The following is a 14,693-nucleotide window of genomic DNA, read 5'->3' on the forward strand; positions in this document are numbered from 1 at the left end:
TCAGGCCTCGCGTTTCTTCATGCGGGGATCCAGTCCGTCGCGCGCCGCATCGCCGATCAGGTTGATCGACAGCACGCAGATGGTCAGCAGGACACCGGGCCACAGGATGATGCCGGGGTTCAGGCGGAAATACTGTCGTCCCTCGGCCATGATGTTGCCCCATGTCGGGATCTCGGTGCTGATGCCCGCACCCAGGAAGGACAGCAGCGCCTCGGTCAGGATGGCAGAGGCGATGATATACGTTCCCTGGACGATCATCGGCGCCATGGTGTTGGGCAGCAGGTGCTGGAACAGGATCTTCGGTGTCGAGGAGCCAAGCGCGAGCGCAGCCTCGACATAGGGTTCCTCGCGCACGGTCAGGACGACCGAACGGACAAGACGAACCACGCGCGGAACCTCGGGAACGGTGATGGCCATGATCACCGATCCGATGGATGGTCCGTTCAGCGCCACCAGGGCAATGGCGATCAGGATCGAGGGCATGGCCATCAGCGCGTCCATGGCCCGCATGATGATCGCGTCGGCGGTTCGGAAATAGCCGGCGATCAGACCGATCAGCACACCTAGGATCAGTGCCGTCGCCGCCGCTGCAATGCCGATGACCAGCGATGTGCGCCCACCCAGGATCATGCGCGAGAAGAGGTCGCGTCCATAGGCGTCGGTGCCAAGCAGATGTTCGCCCGAGGCCGATTGCAGCCGCTTCAGGGGGTCCATCGCCAAGGGGTCATGTGTCGCGATCCAGGGCGAAAAGACCGTCAGCAGGATCACCGCCAGCAACAGGATGGTGGCGATGAACGGGGCGATGCCGGTCGAGGCGGGGGAAAGCTGCGACAGCAGTCGCAACGACAGCGGCTTTTCGGCGGCGGGACGTTCGATGACCATCAATAGCGGATCCTCGGGTCGAAGAGCGGATAGGAGAGGTCGATCAGCAGGTTGACCGCGACATAAAGCGTGGCCGTCAGCAGGATCAGCGCCTGAATGACCGGATAGTCGCGCGCCAGCACCGCATCCACAGTCAGGCGGCCGATGCCCGGAATGTTGAAGATCGTCTCGGTCACGACCACGCCGGAAATCAGCAGCGCGAAGCCCGCGCCGACGATGGTCACGATGGGCACGGCTGCGTTCTTCAGCGCGTGGACGAACAGCAGTCGGCGCTCGCCCACCCCCTTGGCGCGGGCAGTGCGGATATAGTCCTCGTTCAGCACATCAAGCATCGCAGCCCGCGTCATCCTCGCGATCAGCGCGATGTAGATCGAGGCAAGGGTCAGCGACGGCAGGATCGCGCGTTCAAGGAACGGACCAAGCCCATCCGTCAAAGGGCGATAGCCCTGCGGCGGCAGCCAGGCCAGCTTCACGGAAAAGACCAGAAGCAGGACATAGCCGACCAGAAAGACGGGAACCGAAAATCCCAGGACCGAGAAGGACATGACCAGGTGATCGACCCAGCTGCGATGCTTCCAGGCCGCGATGACGCCCATCGGGATCGCCACAAGGATCGTGATGACGATGGTCATCACCGCCAGCGAGATCGATGGCCCGATCCGGCCCGCGACCATGTCCAGAACCGGAACGCCCGAGATCAGCGAGCGGCCGAAGTCGCCTTGCAGGATGCCGCCCATCCATTTGACGTATTGCGTCAGCAAGGGTTCGTTCAGGCCCATGGCTTCGCGGATGCGAGCCAGCGTTTCGGGCGTGGCGTTGTCGCCTGCGATGATCGCCGCCGGATCGCCCGGCGTCAGACGCAGCAGCAGGAAGACGAAGATCGACACAAGGAACAGGACAGGGATGACGGACAGGATCCGCCTGATCAGATAGCTTGTCATGGCATGGCCTCACGAAGCCCGCAGTCGGGTGCAGGCTGGGATGGCAGGTGGCCGGGCGGCAGACACTGACGCACCGGCCGGGGGGATCACTCCTCGGTCTTCGTCAGGTTCCAGAAGACCGGCACCGGCGTGGGCAGCATATCGGTCAGCACCGTGCGCCGCGCCTGCGGGAACTGGTATTCGCCAAGGGGCACATAGCTGACGGTCTCCATGGCATGTGCCTGGATCGCTTCGGCTGCGGCCTTCTGTTCCTCCGGCGTCTTGGCAGCGATGTATTGCTGCTTCAACTCCTCGATTTTCGGATCGTCAGGCCAGCCGAACCATGCCTGATCGCCGCGCCCGTTCAGCATCACATTGATGACAGGGTTTGCGATTTCCGAGATTTCCCAGTTGGTGAAGAACATGTTCCAGCCACCATCCGCCGGGGCTGCCTGCGACGCGCGACGCGTGACCAGCGTCTGCCAGTCCATCGGTTGCATGTCCACTGTAAAGCCCGCTGCGCGCAACTGTTCGGCAGCTACGACCGGCTGGGCACGCAGCGTCGGCCCGTCGGTTGGCTGCATCAGGACAACGGGCGTGCCATCGTAGCCCGCTTCCTCCAACAAGGCGCGCGCGCCTTCGGGATCGCCGCCCGCCGTCAGCGTCTCGGTTCCCGTCGTGTTCTCATAAGGTGTGCCGCAGCCGAAGATCGCGCCGCAGGTCTTGTAGTATTGCGGATCGCCCATCAGCGCCGCCAGAACGGGTTCCTGCGACATGGCCATCATCGCCGCGCGGCGGATCTGGGGGTTGTCAAAGGGCGGGTGCTTGAAGTTCATCCGGCCCATCGTCTGAAATCCGAAGGGCGAGCGCAGTTCGACCAGGACGGCATCATCGCCTTCGGTCAGCGGGATCAGGTCCACCGGCATGGATTCGATCAGGTCGATATCCCCCGATTGCAACGCGTTCACCGCCGTCATGCTGTCCGCCATTGTCATCCAGCGAACGCGATCGACATTGACCACCTTGCCGCCGGCATAGCCGGAAGCCGGCTCGTCGCGGGGGATGTATTCCGCAAATTTTTCATAGGTGACGCCAACACCCGGCTGAAATTCCTCGGAAACGAAGCGGAAGGGGCCAGAGCCGATATGTTCTTCGATCGCCTGGTCGGGCGGAGTTGCGGCGATGCGCGCGGGCATGATGAAGGGCGGCACGGCCGAAGGCTTGCCCACGGTTGCAAGAAACGCGCTGAACGGTTCCGACAGGGTCCAGACCACGGTCCGGTCATCCTGCGCGGTCAGCGATGCGGTCACATCCATCAGCAACTGCCCACCGGTATCGCGCTTGCCCCACCGGGTCAACGAGGCCACAACGTCCGCGGCTGTGACCGGCGCACCATCATGGAACGTCAGGCCTTCGCGAAGGGTGAACGTATAGGTGAGCCCATCGTCCGAAACGGTGAAATCGGCCATCTGCGGCTGCATCTCGCCCTGGGCATCCTGTGCGATCAGCACGTCATAGATCATGTAGGCATGATCCCGGGTGATATGGGCGGTGGTGATGACCGGGTCCAGCACGCGCAGGTCGGAATGCATCACGGCATTCACCGTGGTCTGCGCCAGCGCACCGCCGGCAGCCAGCGCCAGGGCCGAGGCCAGAAGGCCGGTTCTCAGGGAAAGCGTCACGGGATGGTTCATCTGTGGGTTCTCTCTGTTGTCAGGCTTTTGCTTGTTGTTCGGTGAAGGTCGGCCCCAAAGGCTTGATCCGCATGTCCGGGCGCAGCCGCGTCCAGGGCAGCGACGAGGGGCAGAGCGGCATGGCGCCGGGCGACACGGCGACCAGGATCTCTTGCGCGATGGGTTCGAAATCGGCGCGAAAATGGACCGAACTCTTGTTGACGAGGATCGCCTGCGCCTCGGGCTGGATACCAAGGCTTCGATAGAAGTTCCGGTCGGCCATCTGCGCGATGTTGCTGGTGACGACGACCTGGGTTCCGCCGATCCGAAGCGCGGCGGACGGCCCCATCTTGATCATCGTGCCGCCATAATAGGGGCCGGTCGCATGAACGGCGCCGTCCGACAGGGCTGCGACAACGGCTGTCGCGGTAAAGGGTGCGTCGTCCGCAATCCCCGACCGGCCGCCCAGCGAAACCGCAATTTCCGCCCCGATCCCTGCCTGATGCGCGACGCGGGCAGCCTGCGGGTCGTGAAAATTGCCGATGGCTGCGCGTTCGGCCCCGCAGGCGACCAGCGCGCGCAACATGCCCGTGGTGTCCGAGGAGCCGCCCGCGCCCGGATTGTCCTGCGTGTCGGCGATGATCACAGGCTTTGTCGCACCCTGTGAAAGGCGCATCGCCTCGCGCACGGCATCGTCCGGTGCAAGCGCCTGGCCGGCAAAGGCGCCCTCCTGGGCCAGCAAGGCATCGGCCATCGCTTGCGCCCAGGCTTCGGCGGCAAGGGCATCGGGCCCATAGGCAAATGCCGCCGGGCCGCAGCCCGGAAAGTCGGCCGCCGGAAAGCCCATGAACAGCGATGCCGTCTCGACCCCGGCGGGAAGATCACGCGTCATGGCATAAAGCCCGCGCGCTGGCTCCATCCCGGTATATTGCCAGCTGATCGGGATGAGGAAATCGACAGACCGCATGGCCTTGGCCCAACGCGAACCCGACCGCACCATGCGGTCAAGCGCCGCGGCAGCGCGATACCCTGTATCGGCCATGTCCACATGGGGATAGGTGCGAAAGCCCACCATGATGTCGGACAGGTCGAACATCCGGGGCGTGATGTTGCCGTGCAGATCCAGAGAGCAGGCAATGGGGGTATCGGGATGCAGTTGCCGGATCCGGGCCAGAAGCTCGCCTTCCCCGTCATCGAGGTGCTGCGCCACCATGGCGCCATGCAGATCCAGATAGATGGCGTCCAGCCGACCTGCCGCCGCGATGCCTGCAAGAATTTCTGCCGTGATTGCCTCATAGGCATCGCGCGTCACCGGGGCCGAGGGAATGGCGCCGGCCCAGAGGACCGGCACGACGTCCCAACCCGCGCTGTCGGCAAAGCTGAAAGCTCCGGCCATGCCCAGGTTCACTCCGCGGATCGTCTCGCGCAGCGCGCCGCCACGGGTCATCGGGATATAGCCCCCGCCCTGCTGGAAAGCCCGCATATCCGCCGGCGCAGCCGCGAAGCTGTTGCTCTCGTGCAGAAATCCCGCAAAGGCCGCGCGCATCATCATTCACCGTTGTTATTTCGGCTTCCACCGATTAGAATGTATCGTCTAGCGATACTCTTGTATCAAACAGGAAAGACCAGCCTTGCCTCTCCTGTCAATGGTTTTCGAAGCAGGAACAGGAACACGGCCAATGTTTCGCGATCTGAACGGAGTTTCGACATTTGACCCCGCCGAAGCTGACGAATTTGGCGATGATCCCCTCTTCGTGCGTGCCGCCGCCCGGACGGTCGCCGTTCTTTCCGCCTTTGAACTGGCATCCAAGCCGCTGAGCCTGAGCGAGATCGCGAAGCTTTCCGGGGTCGAGCGCAGCGCAGCGCAACGCATGGTTCATACGCTGCTGGCCCTCGGCATGATTGTGCGAGACGACGAGGATCGCGGCTATCTGCCGGGAAAGCGGATCTTGACCATGGCCTATTCCTGCCTGCGGCTTGACCCGGTCATGCAGCGGGCCACCCCCATTTTGCTGGAACTGCGGCGGCGGACACGCGAACGCGTGGACTTGTCGCTATGGGATGATACCCGCCTGATCTATGCGCTTCGCATGCCGTCCAAGCATGAAATCTTTACGGCCACCCTGACCGGCAACACGGTGCCAGTGTATTGTACGGCAGGCGGGCTTGCAGTGCTGGCGCATTTGCCCGACCAGCAGATCGCCGACATCTTCGGCCGCTCGGACCGGACCCCGTTCACGCCTGAAACAATGACCAGTCTGGAGCAGGTGATGAAAGGGGTCGAAAGAGCCAGGCATTGCGGCCACGCGCTGGTGACGGGTCAAATCCTGCGCCATGAGATCGCGATGGGCGTCGCCATTCTCGACACGGCAAGCCACCCGATCGGAGCCATCCATCTGGCCGGATCGCTTGACGAACACAGCCCCGAGGAGTTCGAGGCAAAGTTCGGCAGCCTGCTGCAGCAGGCCGGCACCTCGATCTCGGTCTTCGGTTGAGAGCCATGTCCGGCGTGCTTGATGCGGCCTGACATGTCGGGGCTGGCCAGGCTCTGGAACAAGGCGCGGCCGAGGCCGCGGGAGGTCCGATGATCCACATCCTCCATGCAGGCGCGCCATGGCGCAGGTTCCCACGGATCATCGGATACAAGGGGCTTGCTCATGGCCTCTCAGCACATGAGCAGCGGTTGGTCAGACGCTCCTAGACCAGCGCCAGCGAGAACCATGGCACGTAGGTGACAAGAAGCAGCGCAACAAGGATCGCCAGAAGGAAGGGCCAGCCGTCGCGCATGAAGGCGGGGATCGAGACGCGCGACAGGTTGCAGACCAGCAGAAGAACCGTTCCGACCGGCGGTGTCAGGGTGCCGATGGACAGGTTCAGGATCATGATGAGCCCGAAGTGAACCGGGTCGATCCCCAGTTGCAGCACCACCGGCTTGAGCAGCGGCACAAGGATGATCATGATCGCGGTGCCCTCGATGAACATGCCAAGCCCCAGAAGCAGGATGTTCACAAGCAGCAGGAAGACATAAGGGTTCGTCGTGATGGAGGTGATGAACTCCGCCATGCCGATCCCCGCCCGCTCCAGCGAGAAGATCCAGGCCAGGGCCGAACTGGTCATGATGACCAGCAGGATCGCCGCGGTCTGCCGGGCGGTCTCGGTAAAGGCCGAGGTCACGTCCGATATCCTCATCTCGCGATAAACGAAGATGCCGATGATCAGGGTGACGATGGTCGCGATGGCCCCGGCCTCGGTCGGCGTGAAGATCGCAAAGCGGATGCCGCCCACGATCACCACGACCAGCAGCAGCGCGGGCCAGGCGCCGGCGAAGGTCCGGCCCGTCTCGCCCCAGCTTGGCCAGGCCTCGCGCGAGGGCTTGTAGCCGTTCTTCTTGGCCACGATCCAGACGGTGAACAGCAGCAGCACGCAGCACAGCAGCCCCGGCAGGATCCCCGCCGCGAACATCGAGCCGATCGAGACATCCGCCACCAGGCCATAGACGATCAGCGCGATCCCCGGCGGGATGATCGGCGTGATCAGCGAGGAACAGGCGGTGATCGCGGCCGCGACGGACCGCTTGTAGCCCTGCCGTTCCATTTCCGGGACGACCATCCGGCACATCATCGCCGCATCGGCGAGGTTCGAGGCCGAGATGCCGCCCATCAGGGTCGAGAGCATGACGTTGGTATGCCCCAGGCCGCCCGTCAGCCGCCCGACCAGAAGGTCCGCAAGCCGCAGCAGGCGGATGGCGACGCCCGCGGATCCCAGAAGCGTGCCCAGCAGGACAAAGAACGGGATCGCCAGAAGCGACGGGTTTTCAGCGGGGGACATGAACCGCTGCACCGCGATGGCAAGCGGCACGTCGGAAAAGCCGATGAAATAGATGAGGATCCCCACAAACATCGCAAGGTAGATGCGCATGTTCAGCATGAACAGCGCCAGCATGATCGGGATGATGATGAACCACGTCATTCCAAATCTCCAAAGCGTCAGTGACGTGTTTCTTCTTCGACAGGCTCGGCGGACCCTGGCGCGACCAGCCGCCAGAGAACGACAAGAGCCGTCAGCCCGGCGCCCACGACAACGGCGAGGTCAAGCCAGAACCAGGAAATCCGCAGGATCTGCGTCCGCTTGAAGGCCGCGCTCTGGCCAAGCTGCCAGCCCAGCCAGGCCATCCAGACCAGCACCCCCGCCGAGGCAAGGCCCACGACGATCTCGATCGCGCGGCGGGGTCCGGACGGAAGGGCGCCCACGGCGAAATCGATGGTCAGGTGCTGGCGCCGCCACTCGCAGGAGATCGCGCCCAGCATGATGATCCAGATCATCAGGAAGCCGGAAATCTCCTCGGTCCACTGGAACGGCGCACCCATGACATAGCGCATGAACACCGCAAGCGCCGTGACGCCCACAAGAATGGCAATAAGCACGCCGCCGATGGCGGAGGCGAGTGTCGCGACAAGCTTCATTGGTCACAAATCCTGTTGAAGAAAGGCCCGCCGCCCCGAAAGGCGGCGGGCGATGCGGGATCACTGGGCCAGTTGCGCCTGGATCTGCTGGTAAAGGCCGTCGGACCATTCGGGGAACATGTCATAGAAGGCCATGGCCTTTTCCTTGAAGGGCGCAAGGTCGGGATAGGTGATCTCAACCCCCTGGGCCTTCATGTCTTCCAGGATCTTCTGGTCGGTCGCGGCGGCGAGTTCCTGGCTGTAGAGGCCCGCCTGATAGCCGGTCTCGTGCAGCATCTCGACCACCTCGGGATCGAGGGTCGAGAAGAACGCCTCGCCCCCCAGCCAGAGCGAGGTGTTGGTCAGATAGCCGATCATCGACAGGTGCTTGGCCTGTTCATGCAGCTTTTGGCCGTAAAGCACCGGCAGCGGGTTTTCCACGCCGTCGATCACGCCCTGCGTCAGCGCCGGATAGACATCGCCCAGCGGCATCGGCGTCGGCGTGCCGCCCATCACCTCGATCGCGCGGATCTGCATGGGGTTGTTCGGAACGCGGATCTTCAGCCCTTCCAGGTCGGCGGGTTTCTCGACCTTGCGGTTGGCAAGAAGCTGGCGCGTCCCGTAGAGATAGTTGGAGATGACGATATGGACGCCCTTCTCGCGAAGCTCGGCTTCCTTCTGCTTGAACCAGTCGGATTCGTAGATCCGGAAAAGCGCCTCCGGGCTGTCGGTCAGGTACGGGCCGAACAGGATACCCAGGTCAGGATCGTAGTCGGTCAGGAAGGCGACATCGGCGATGGTGATGACGTTCACCCCCATCAGGCCCTGTTCGATCACGTCCTGTTTCGCGCCAAGCTGCGAGGACGGGTAAAGCTCCAGCTTGACCTCGCCGTCCGAGGCCTTGTCCACCAGTTCGGCCCAGCGGTTCATCACCAGGTCGGCCGGTTCGCCCGGATTGTTCTCGTAGGCGACCTTCACGGTCACCTCCTGGGCAAGCAGGGGCTGCGCGGCAAGCGCAAGCGCCGTGGTCAGGGCAAGGGCAGTGATCTTCATGGTTCCTCCCGGATGTTGATCAGGATGCTGCGCCGGTCCGGTCGCCCGCCTGTGCGGCGAGGACCGAGCCGGAATGGTCGAAATGCGCATTCAGCGCGCCTGCAAGCCGCGCGCCGTCGCGCGCCCTCAGGGCCTCGATGATGCGCTCGTGCTGCGCGCAGGCCGTTTCGGTGTCGAGGCGGCGGGTTTTCCCGATTTCCAGGTAATAGCGGATCGTCACCGCCATGACCTGATAAAGGCTCAGCAAAACCGCGTTCCGCGAGGCCGCGACAAGGCACAGGTGGAATTCGTAGTCATGGCCCGCCGCCTCCGAGACGGTAAGCGCCGAGGCCAGGGAACGGTTGGCGTCTTCCATCCGCTTCAGGATCGCGTCGTCCACGCCGCCCACGGCAAAGGCCGCGGCGCCCGTCTCGACGATGCGCCGGAAGTTCAGGACATCGCCCATGGCCTGGGGCGACGTGTCGAAATGCTGCGAAAAGACCTCGAACACCGCGTCGAAATCCGGCTGCCGGACCTTTGCCCCGCGCTTGGTCTTCTCGATCAGGCCGAAGGCCTCCAGGTGGATCATCGTCTCGCGGATGGTGTTGCGCGCCACCCCGAAACGCTCGGCAAGCTCTCTCTCGTTCGGCAGGGCATCGCCGGGGGCATAGCGCTCGACGATCTCCTTGCGGAGCACTTTCCGGATGTCCTCGACGGCTGACGTTCCTGCCACCGGCGCCCCTCCCCCTGGCGTTTGGTCCTGTGGTTGGACCAAGCAAGTCTCGCATCGGAAGGAAAGAGTCAACGCCCCGTTTTCAGATTTTGACGCCAGCGCCCCTCAGTCCGCCCAGCGGACCGAGGCGATCAGCGTGCGATGCGCCGTCGCAAGATGTGTGGACAGCGCGGCCCGTGCTGCCGCCCCGTCCCCGGCCAGGACCGCGCGGATGATCGCCAGATGCTCGGCGGCGGCGGCGCGGTTTCGCCGCATCTCGTCCTGCTTGTTCCACAGGTAATGGTAATGGACGATGATCGCGATGGTGCGGCTGAAATCGGCGATGAAGCGGTTGCGGGCGCCGCGGCAGATCAGGGCATGAAAGGCCGCGTCCAGCCGCGGAAAGGCCAGCGCCGCCGCCTCGTCGCCCGCCACCACCGCTTCATGCGCGGGGATCATGCCTTCAAAATCCGCGCGCAGGGTCTTGTCCGCCAGAAGGCGGTCCAGCGCGCGGGCCTCGAAGATCTGGCGGACCTCGAACATCTCCTCGGCGAAGTCGCGGGTGAAGCCCTTCAGGATCCAGTGGCGGTTGGGCTGCTTGGTGATCAGGCCGAAGGGCTCGAAGCGGATCAGGAATTCCCGCACCGCGCCCAGCGGCATTCCGAAGCGCCGCGCCAGGTCGCTTTCGTTCAGGATCGTGCCCGGCGGGATGTCGCCTTGCAGCACCCAGGCCAGGAACATCTCCTCGACCTGCGCCTGCAGGGCCCTGGTCTCGTCCTCGTCGAAATAGTCCGACGGGCCGGGCGCGCGCAGCAGCCGCTTTTCCCGCCCTTCCCAGGTCAGAAGCCCCTTTTCGGCCAGATGCGCCAGCACCGCCCGCACCGTTGTCCGGCTGGCGTCCAGCCTGCGCGCCAGGTCGGCCTCCGACCCCAGCGTGGTGCCCGGCTCAAGCGCCTCCAGCATCCCCAGAAGCCGGTTGCACAGCCCTTTGAACAGCCGATTGTCGCGGGCCATGCCGCTCTCCCGTTGCAGCCATGTCGGTTAATGTGTATTTATTGCATAAAGAACCAAATCACCAGCTTTCCCGAAGGAATGACGATGACTGCGATGAAGGCGCTTCTTTGCGTGGAGCCCGGCACCTTGCACCTGACCACGCGTCCGCGCCCCGAGGCGAAGCCGGGGCATGTCCGGGTGCGGATCGGCCATGTCGGGATTTGCGGGACCGACTATCACATCTATGGCGGGCAGCAGCCCTTCCTTAACTATCCGCGCGTCATGGGGCACGAGCTGTCCGGGCGGGCGCTGGAAGCCTCGGCCGACGGGCGCATCGGGGAAGGCGATCTTGTCGTCATCAACCCCTACCTGACCTGCGGCACCTGCCGCGCCTGCGCCAACGCAAAGCCGAACTGCTGCGAGAACATCGCCGTGCTGGGCGTCCATGCCGACGGCGGCATGTGCGAGGAGATCGTGGTGCCGGAAGGCAACCTCTACCCGGCGGAAGGCCTGTCCGAGAAGGCCGCCGCCATGGTCGAGTTCCTGGCCATCGGCGCGCATGGCGTCTCTCGCGCCCGCATCCGCCCCGGCAGCACGGCGCTGGTGGTGGGCGCGGGTCCGATCGGCCTGGGCGCCGCGCTGTTTGCCGCGATCGACGGGGCGCGGGTCACGCTGCGCGACACCTCGGCCGACCGGCTGGCGCTGGCGAAGACGGTTCTTCCCGATGCCACCGTCGAGCTTGTGGGCCAGGAAGCGCCCGGCGCCTATGACACGGTGTTCGACGCCACCGGCAACATCCATGCGATGAATGCCGGGCTGGCCTGGGTGGGCCATGGCGGGGCCTATGTGCTGCTGTCCGTGGTGAAGGGCGACCTGGCCTTTGCCGATCCCGAGTTCCACAAGCGCGAAACCACGCTTTTCGCCAGCCGCAACGCGCTGAAGTCGGATTTCGAACATGTAATGGCCTGCATCCGCGACGGCCGGGTGCCGGTCGATGCGCTTGCCACGCATGAAACAAGCTTCGAGGATGCGGTGACGAACCTGCCCCTCTGGGCGAATGACCGCGGCACCCTTGTGAAGGCGATCATCCGTGTCTGAGACCCCGGTCGTCCAGTTCGGCACCAGCCGCTTTCTTCAGGCCCATGCCGACCTTTTCTTCGCCGAGGCGGAAACGCCGGTTGCCGTCACCGTCGTCCACTCCTCGGGCGATCCGGCCCGCGCCGGACGCTTGGGCGCGCTTGCCGCCCCCGAAGGCTATCCGGTGCGGATCCGGGGGATCCTGGACGGCCGGACCGTGGACGAGGAGCGCCGCGTGACCTCGGTCAGGCGCACCCTGTCCACCGCCACCGACTGGGATGACCTGTCGCGCATCGTCACGCATGAGGCGAAGGCGATCCTGTCCAACACGGGCGACCGGGGATATCTGCCGTCCCCCGCCGATACCGGGCCGGTCCCCACGCAGGCGATGAGCTATCCGGCCAAGCTGTTCCACCTTCTTGCCGCGCGGCAGGCCGCCGGCGCCGGGCCGCTGTCGATCTTTCCGATGGAACTGGTCCCGGAAAACGGCCGCGTGCTGAAGGCCCGCGTGCTGGAGATCGCCGCCGCGAACGGGGCATCCCCCGACCTGCGCGATTGGCTGGATGCCTGCACCTGGGTCAATTCGCTGGTGGACCGCATCGTGTCGGAACCGATCGAGCCTGCGGGCGCGGTGGCCGAACCCTATGCGCTGTGGGCGATCGAGGCCGGGCCGGGGGTCGCCGCCCCCTGCATCCATCCCGCCGTGCAAGTGGTCCCGGACCTGGAGGAGATCGAGCGTCTGAAGCTTCATATCCTCAACCTGGGCCATACCGTCCTGGCCGACATCTGGCGGCGCGAGGGCAGCCAGCCCGACCGCTTCGTCCGCCAGATGATGCAGGGCCAGCCCTGGGCGGAACTGGACGCGATCTATCGCCAGGAAGTGCTGCCCGGTTTCGCGGCCAGGGGTCACGCCGACAAGGCCGCGGCCTATCTGCAAACCACCCTGGACCGCTTCCGCAACCCGTTCCTGGACCACCGCGTCGCCGACATCGCGCAGAACCACGCCCAGAAGGCCGAGCGCCGGATCCAGGCCTTCATCGATTGGGTCGGTGCCTCCGGCCCCGCCATGGATCGCCTTCAGGCCATTGTCCAAAGAGCCGCATCATGACCGACACCGCCCCGCCCCCCGTCATCGGCAAACCCGCCGCCGCGCGCCCGGCCACCATGCACCTGAGCCCCACCGATACCGTGGCCATCGCGCTGCGTCCGCTGACGGCGGGCGAGGTGCATGGCGGCGTCACGCTGGCCGACGACGTGCCGCTGGGCCACAAGTTCGCGGTCGTGCCGATGCCCAGGGGCGCGGCGGTGGTCAAGTATGGCCAGATCATGGCCGAGGCCAAGGCGGACATCGCCCCCGGCCAGCATGTCCATGTCCACAATATCGGCATGGCCGAGCAGCATTCCCATGCCGCCACCCATACCGGCACGATCCACGCCCTGCCGGACCGCACGACCTTTCAGGGCTATCTGCGGCCCGACGGGCGCGCGGGCACGCGGAACTTCATCGGCATCCTGGCCTCGGTGAACTGTTCATCGACCGTTTGCGGCGCCATCGCGGATGCGGCGAACCGGACGCTTTTGCCGAAATATCCGGGCATCGACGGCTTTGCCCCCATCGTCCACGACCAGGGCTGCGGCATGGCGAACCAGGGCGAGGGCTTCGACGCGCTGGTCCGCACGCTGAAGGGCTATCGCGACCATCCGAATTTCGGCGGCGTCCTGATCGTGGGCCTTGGCTGCGAGGTGAACCAGCTGACCCTCTACAAGCCGACCGAATGGACGCGAGAGCGTTTCCATACCTTCAACATCCAGGAGGTGGGCGGTTCCGCCTCGGCCGTGCGTCGCGCGCTGGAACTGCTGGAGCCGATCGCCGCCGCCGCCTCGGGGGACCGGCGCACGGTGCAGCCGGTGTCCAAGCTTGTTCTGGGGATGCAATGCGGCGGCTCGGACGGGTTTTCCGGCATCACGGCCAACCCGGCGCTTGGCGTGGCATCCGACATGCTGGTCGCGGCGGGGGGAACCTCGATCCTGTCCGAGACGCCCGAGATCTTCGGGGCCGAGCATCTGCTGATCGCCCGCGGCTCCCCCGAGACGGGCGCCAAGATCAACGCCATGATCGACTGGTGGCGCGACTATACCGAAAAGAACAACGCCTCGCTTGATAACAACCCCTCGCCCGGGAACAAGAAGGGCGGGCTGACGACGATCCTGGAAAAATCCCTGGGCGCGGTCGCGAAAGGGGGGCTGTCGCCGCTGGCCGGCGCCTTCGCCTATGCCGAACGCATCGACAGGACCGGCTTCGTCTACATGGACAGCCCCGGCTATGACCCTGTCGCGGCCACAGGCCAGGTCGCGGCAGGGGCCAACCTGATCGCCTTCACGACGGGGCGCGGATCCTGCTTCGGGGCCAAGCCCGCGCCCTCGATCAAGCTCGCCTCGAACTCCACCCTGTTCCGCCAGATGCCCGAGGACATGGACATCGACTGCGGCGTGGTCGTGGACGAGGGCGTCAGCCTGGAGGAGATGGGCGCGCGGATCTATGACCTTCTTCTCGACACGGCCTCGGGCAAGAAGTCGAAGTCCGAGGAATTCGGCTATGGCGACAACGAATTCGTGCCGTGGAAGATCGGGGCGGTCCTTTAACGGACCGCTGAAATGGCCGGAGAACCGGAATGGTTTCCCGTCTGGGCGACTGTGAGGATCCTGGCCGGGTTCTTCGGCGAACGCGCCGCCTTGGCCGAGAAGCCGGCCGCCAATCGGCAGCGCCCCCCTGCCGATCTGCCCGCCTTTCCACCGCGCCGCTGATGGCCCGGGCGCTGCGGCTGAGCGGCCGGCCGGCTCAACCGAGGATCGCGCAACCATCAACCGGCCGGAGCCGGAACGCTGCCTTTGAAGAAGGGGAGACAGCCCGGCACCGGCCCTGCAAGCCTGCGGACTCTGCGGAGAACAAGGATTCTGCCGT

At 65.0% G+C, this 14,693-nt stretch carries 13 protein-coding genes; 4 read left to right on the top strand and 9 right to left on the bottom strand.

The window, feature by feature from the left end:
- The 4 genes from JX613_RS11635 to JX613_RS11650 form a co-directional block, all read right to left on the bottom strand.
- On the bottom strand, positions 1 to 882 hold the full coding sequence (locus JX613_RS11635) for an ABC transporter permease (protein WP_207101637.1): 882 nt from the start codon (positions 880 to 882) through the stop codon (positions 1 to 3).
- Positions 882 to 1,823, bottom strand: coding sequence for an ABC transporter permease (locus JX613_RS11640; protein ID WP_207101638.1), 942 nt, complete (start codon positions 1,821 to 1,823; stop codon positions 882 to 884). The genes JX613_RS11635 and JX613_RS11640 overlap by 1 nt, the downstream gene beginning before the upstream one ends.
- A gap of 86 nt (positions 1,824 to 1,909) precedes the next feature.
- Complete coding sequence (locus tag JX613_RS11645; protein WP_207101639.1) at positions 1,910 to 3,496, bottom strand: ABC transporter substrate-binding protein; 1,587 nt, start codon at positions 3,494 to 3,496, stop codon at positions 1,910 to 1,912.
- Between the two features lie 19 nt (positions 3,497 to 3,515).
- Complete coding sequence (locus JX613_RS11650) at positions 3,516 to 5,027, bottom strand: M81 family metallopeptidase (RefSeq protein ID WP_237168523.1); 1,512 nt, start codon at positions 5,025 to 5,027, stop codon at positions 3,516 to 3,518.
- Between the two features lie 127 nt (positions 5,028 to 5,154).
- Between JX613_RS11650 and JX613_RS11655 the strand changes: the two genes are divergently transcribed.
- Positions 5,155 to 5,970 carry an IclR family transcriptional regulator gene (locus JX613_RS11655; RefSeq protein WP_207101640.1) on the top strand — a complete coding sequence of 272 codons (816 nt, stop codon included), beginning with the start codon at positions 5,155 to 5,157 and terminating at the stop codon, positions 5,968 to 5,970.
- 202 nt (positions 5,971 to 6,172) lie between these two features.
- Here the strand turns inward: JX613_RS11655 and JX613_RS11660 are convergent, their stop codons facing one another.
- The 5 genes from JX613_RS11660 to JX613_RS11680 form a co-directional block, all read right to left on the bottom strand.
- A complete protein-coding gene (locus JX613_RS11660; protein ID WP_207101641.1) occupies positions 6,173 to 7,444 on the bottom strand; it encodes a TRAP transporter large permease in 1,272 nt (423 codons plus the stop codon).
- Between the two features lie 17 nt (positions 7,445 to 7,461).
- Positions 7,462 to 7,938 (bottom strand): TRAP transporter small permease, encoded by a 477-nt coding sequence (locus tag JX613_RS11665; protein ID WP_207101642.1) that lies wholly within the window; start codon positions 7,936 to 7,938, stop codon positions 7,462 to 7,464.
- Between the two features lie 60 nt (positions 7,939 to 7,998).
- Positions 7,999 to 8,970, bottom strand: coding sequence for a C4-dicarboxylate TRAP transporter substrate-binding protein (locus JX613_RS11670; protein ID WP_207101643.1), 972 nt, complete (start codon positions 8,968 to 8,970; stop codon positions 7,999 to 8,001).
- Positions 8,971 to 8,989: 19 nt separating this feature from the next.
- Positions 8,990 to 9,682, bottom strand: a complete 693-nt coding sequence (locus JX613_RS11675) for an FCD domain-containing protein (protein WP_207101644.1) — start codon at positions 9,680 to 9,682, stop codon at positions 8,990 to 8,992.
- 105 nt (positions 9,683 to 9,787) lie between these two features.
- A complete protein-coding gene (locus JX613_RS11680) occupies positions 9,788 to 10,675 on the bottom strand; it encodes a GntR family transcriptional regulator (protein ID WP_207101645.1) in 888 nt (295 codons plus the stop codon).
- Positions 10,676 to 10,759: 84 nt separating this feature from the next.
- Between JX613_RS11680 and JX613_RS11685 the strand changes: the two genes are divergently transcribed.
- The 3 genes from JX613_RS11685 to JX613_RS11695 are packed head-to-tail and all read left to right on the top strand — an operon-like array spanning position 10,760 to position 14,374.
- Positions 10,760 to 11,752, top strand: a complete 993-nt coding sequence (locus tag JX613_RS11685) for an alcohol dehydrogenase catalytic domain-containing protein (protein WP_207101683.1) — start codon at positions 10,760 to 10,762, stop codon at positions 11,750 to 11,752.
- Positions 11,745 to 12,839 carry a mannitol dehydrogenase family protein gene (locus JX613_RS20295; protein ID WP_207101646.1) on the top strand — a complete coding sequence of 365 codons (1,095 nt, stop codon included), beginning with the start codon at positions 11,745 to 11,747 and terminating at the stop codon, positions 12,837 to 12,839. Before JX613_RS11685 ends, JX613_RS20295 begins: the two co-directional genes overlap by 8 nt.
- A complete protein-coding gene (locus tag JX613_RS11695; protein WP_207101647.1) occupies positions 12,836 to 14,374 on the top strand; it encodes a UxaA family hydrolase in 1,539 nt (512 codons plus the stop codon). Before JX613_RS20295 ends, JX613_RS11695 begins: the two co-directional genes overlap by 4 nt.
- Positions 14,375 to 14,693 lie beyond the last annotated feature (319 nt).

This window comes from Paracoccus shandongensis, assembly GCF_017315735.1.
GTDB classification, from domain to species: domain Bacteria; phylum Pseudomonadota; class Alphaproteobacteria; order Rhodobacterales; family Rhodobacteraceae; genus Paracoccus; species Paracoccus shandongensis.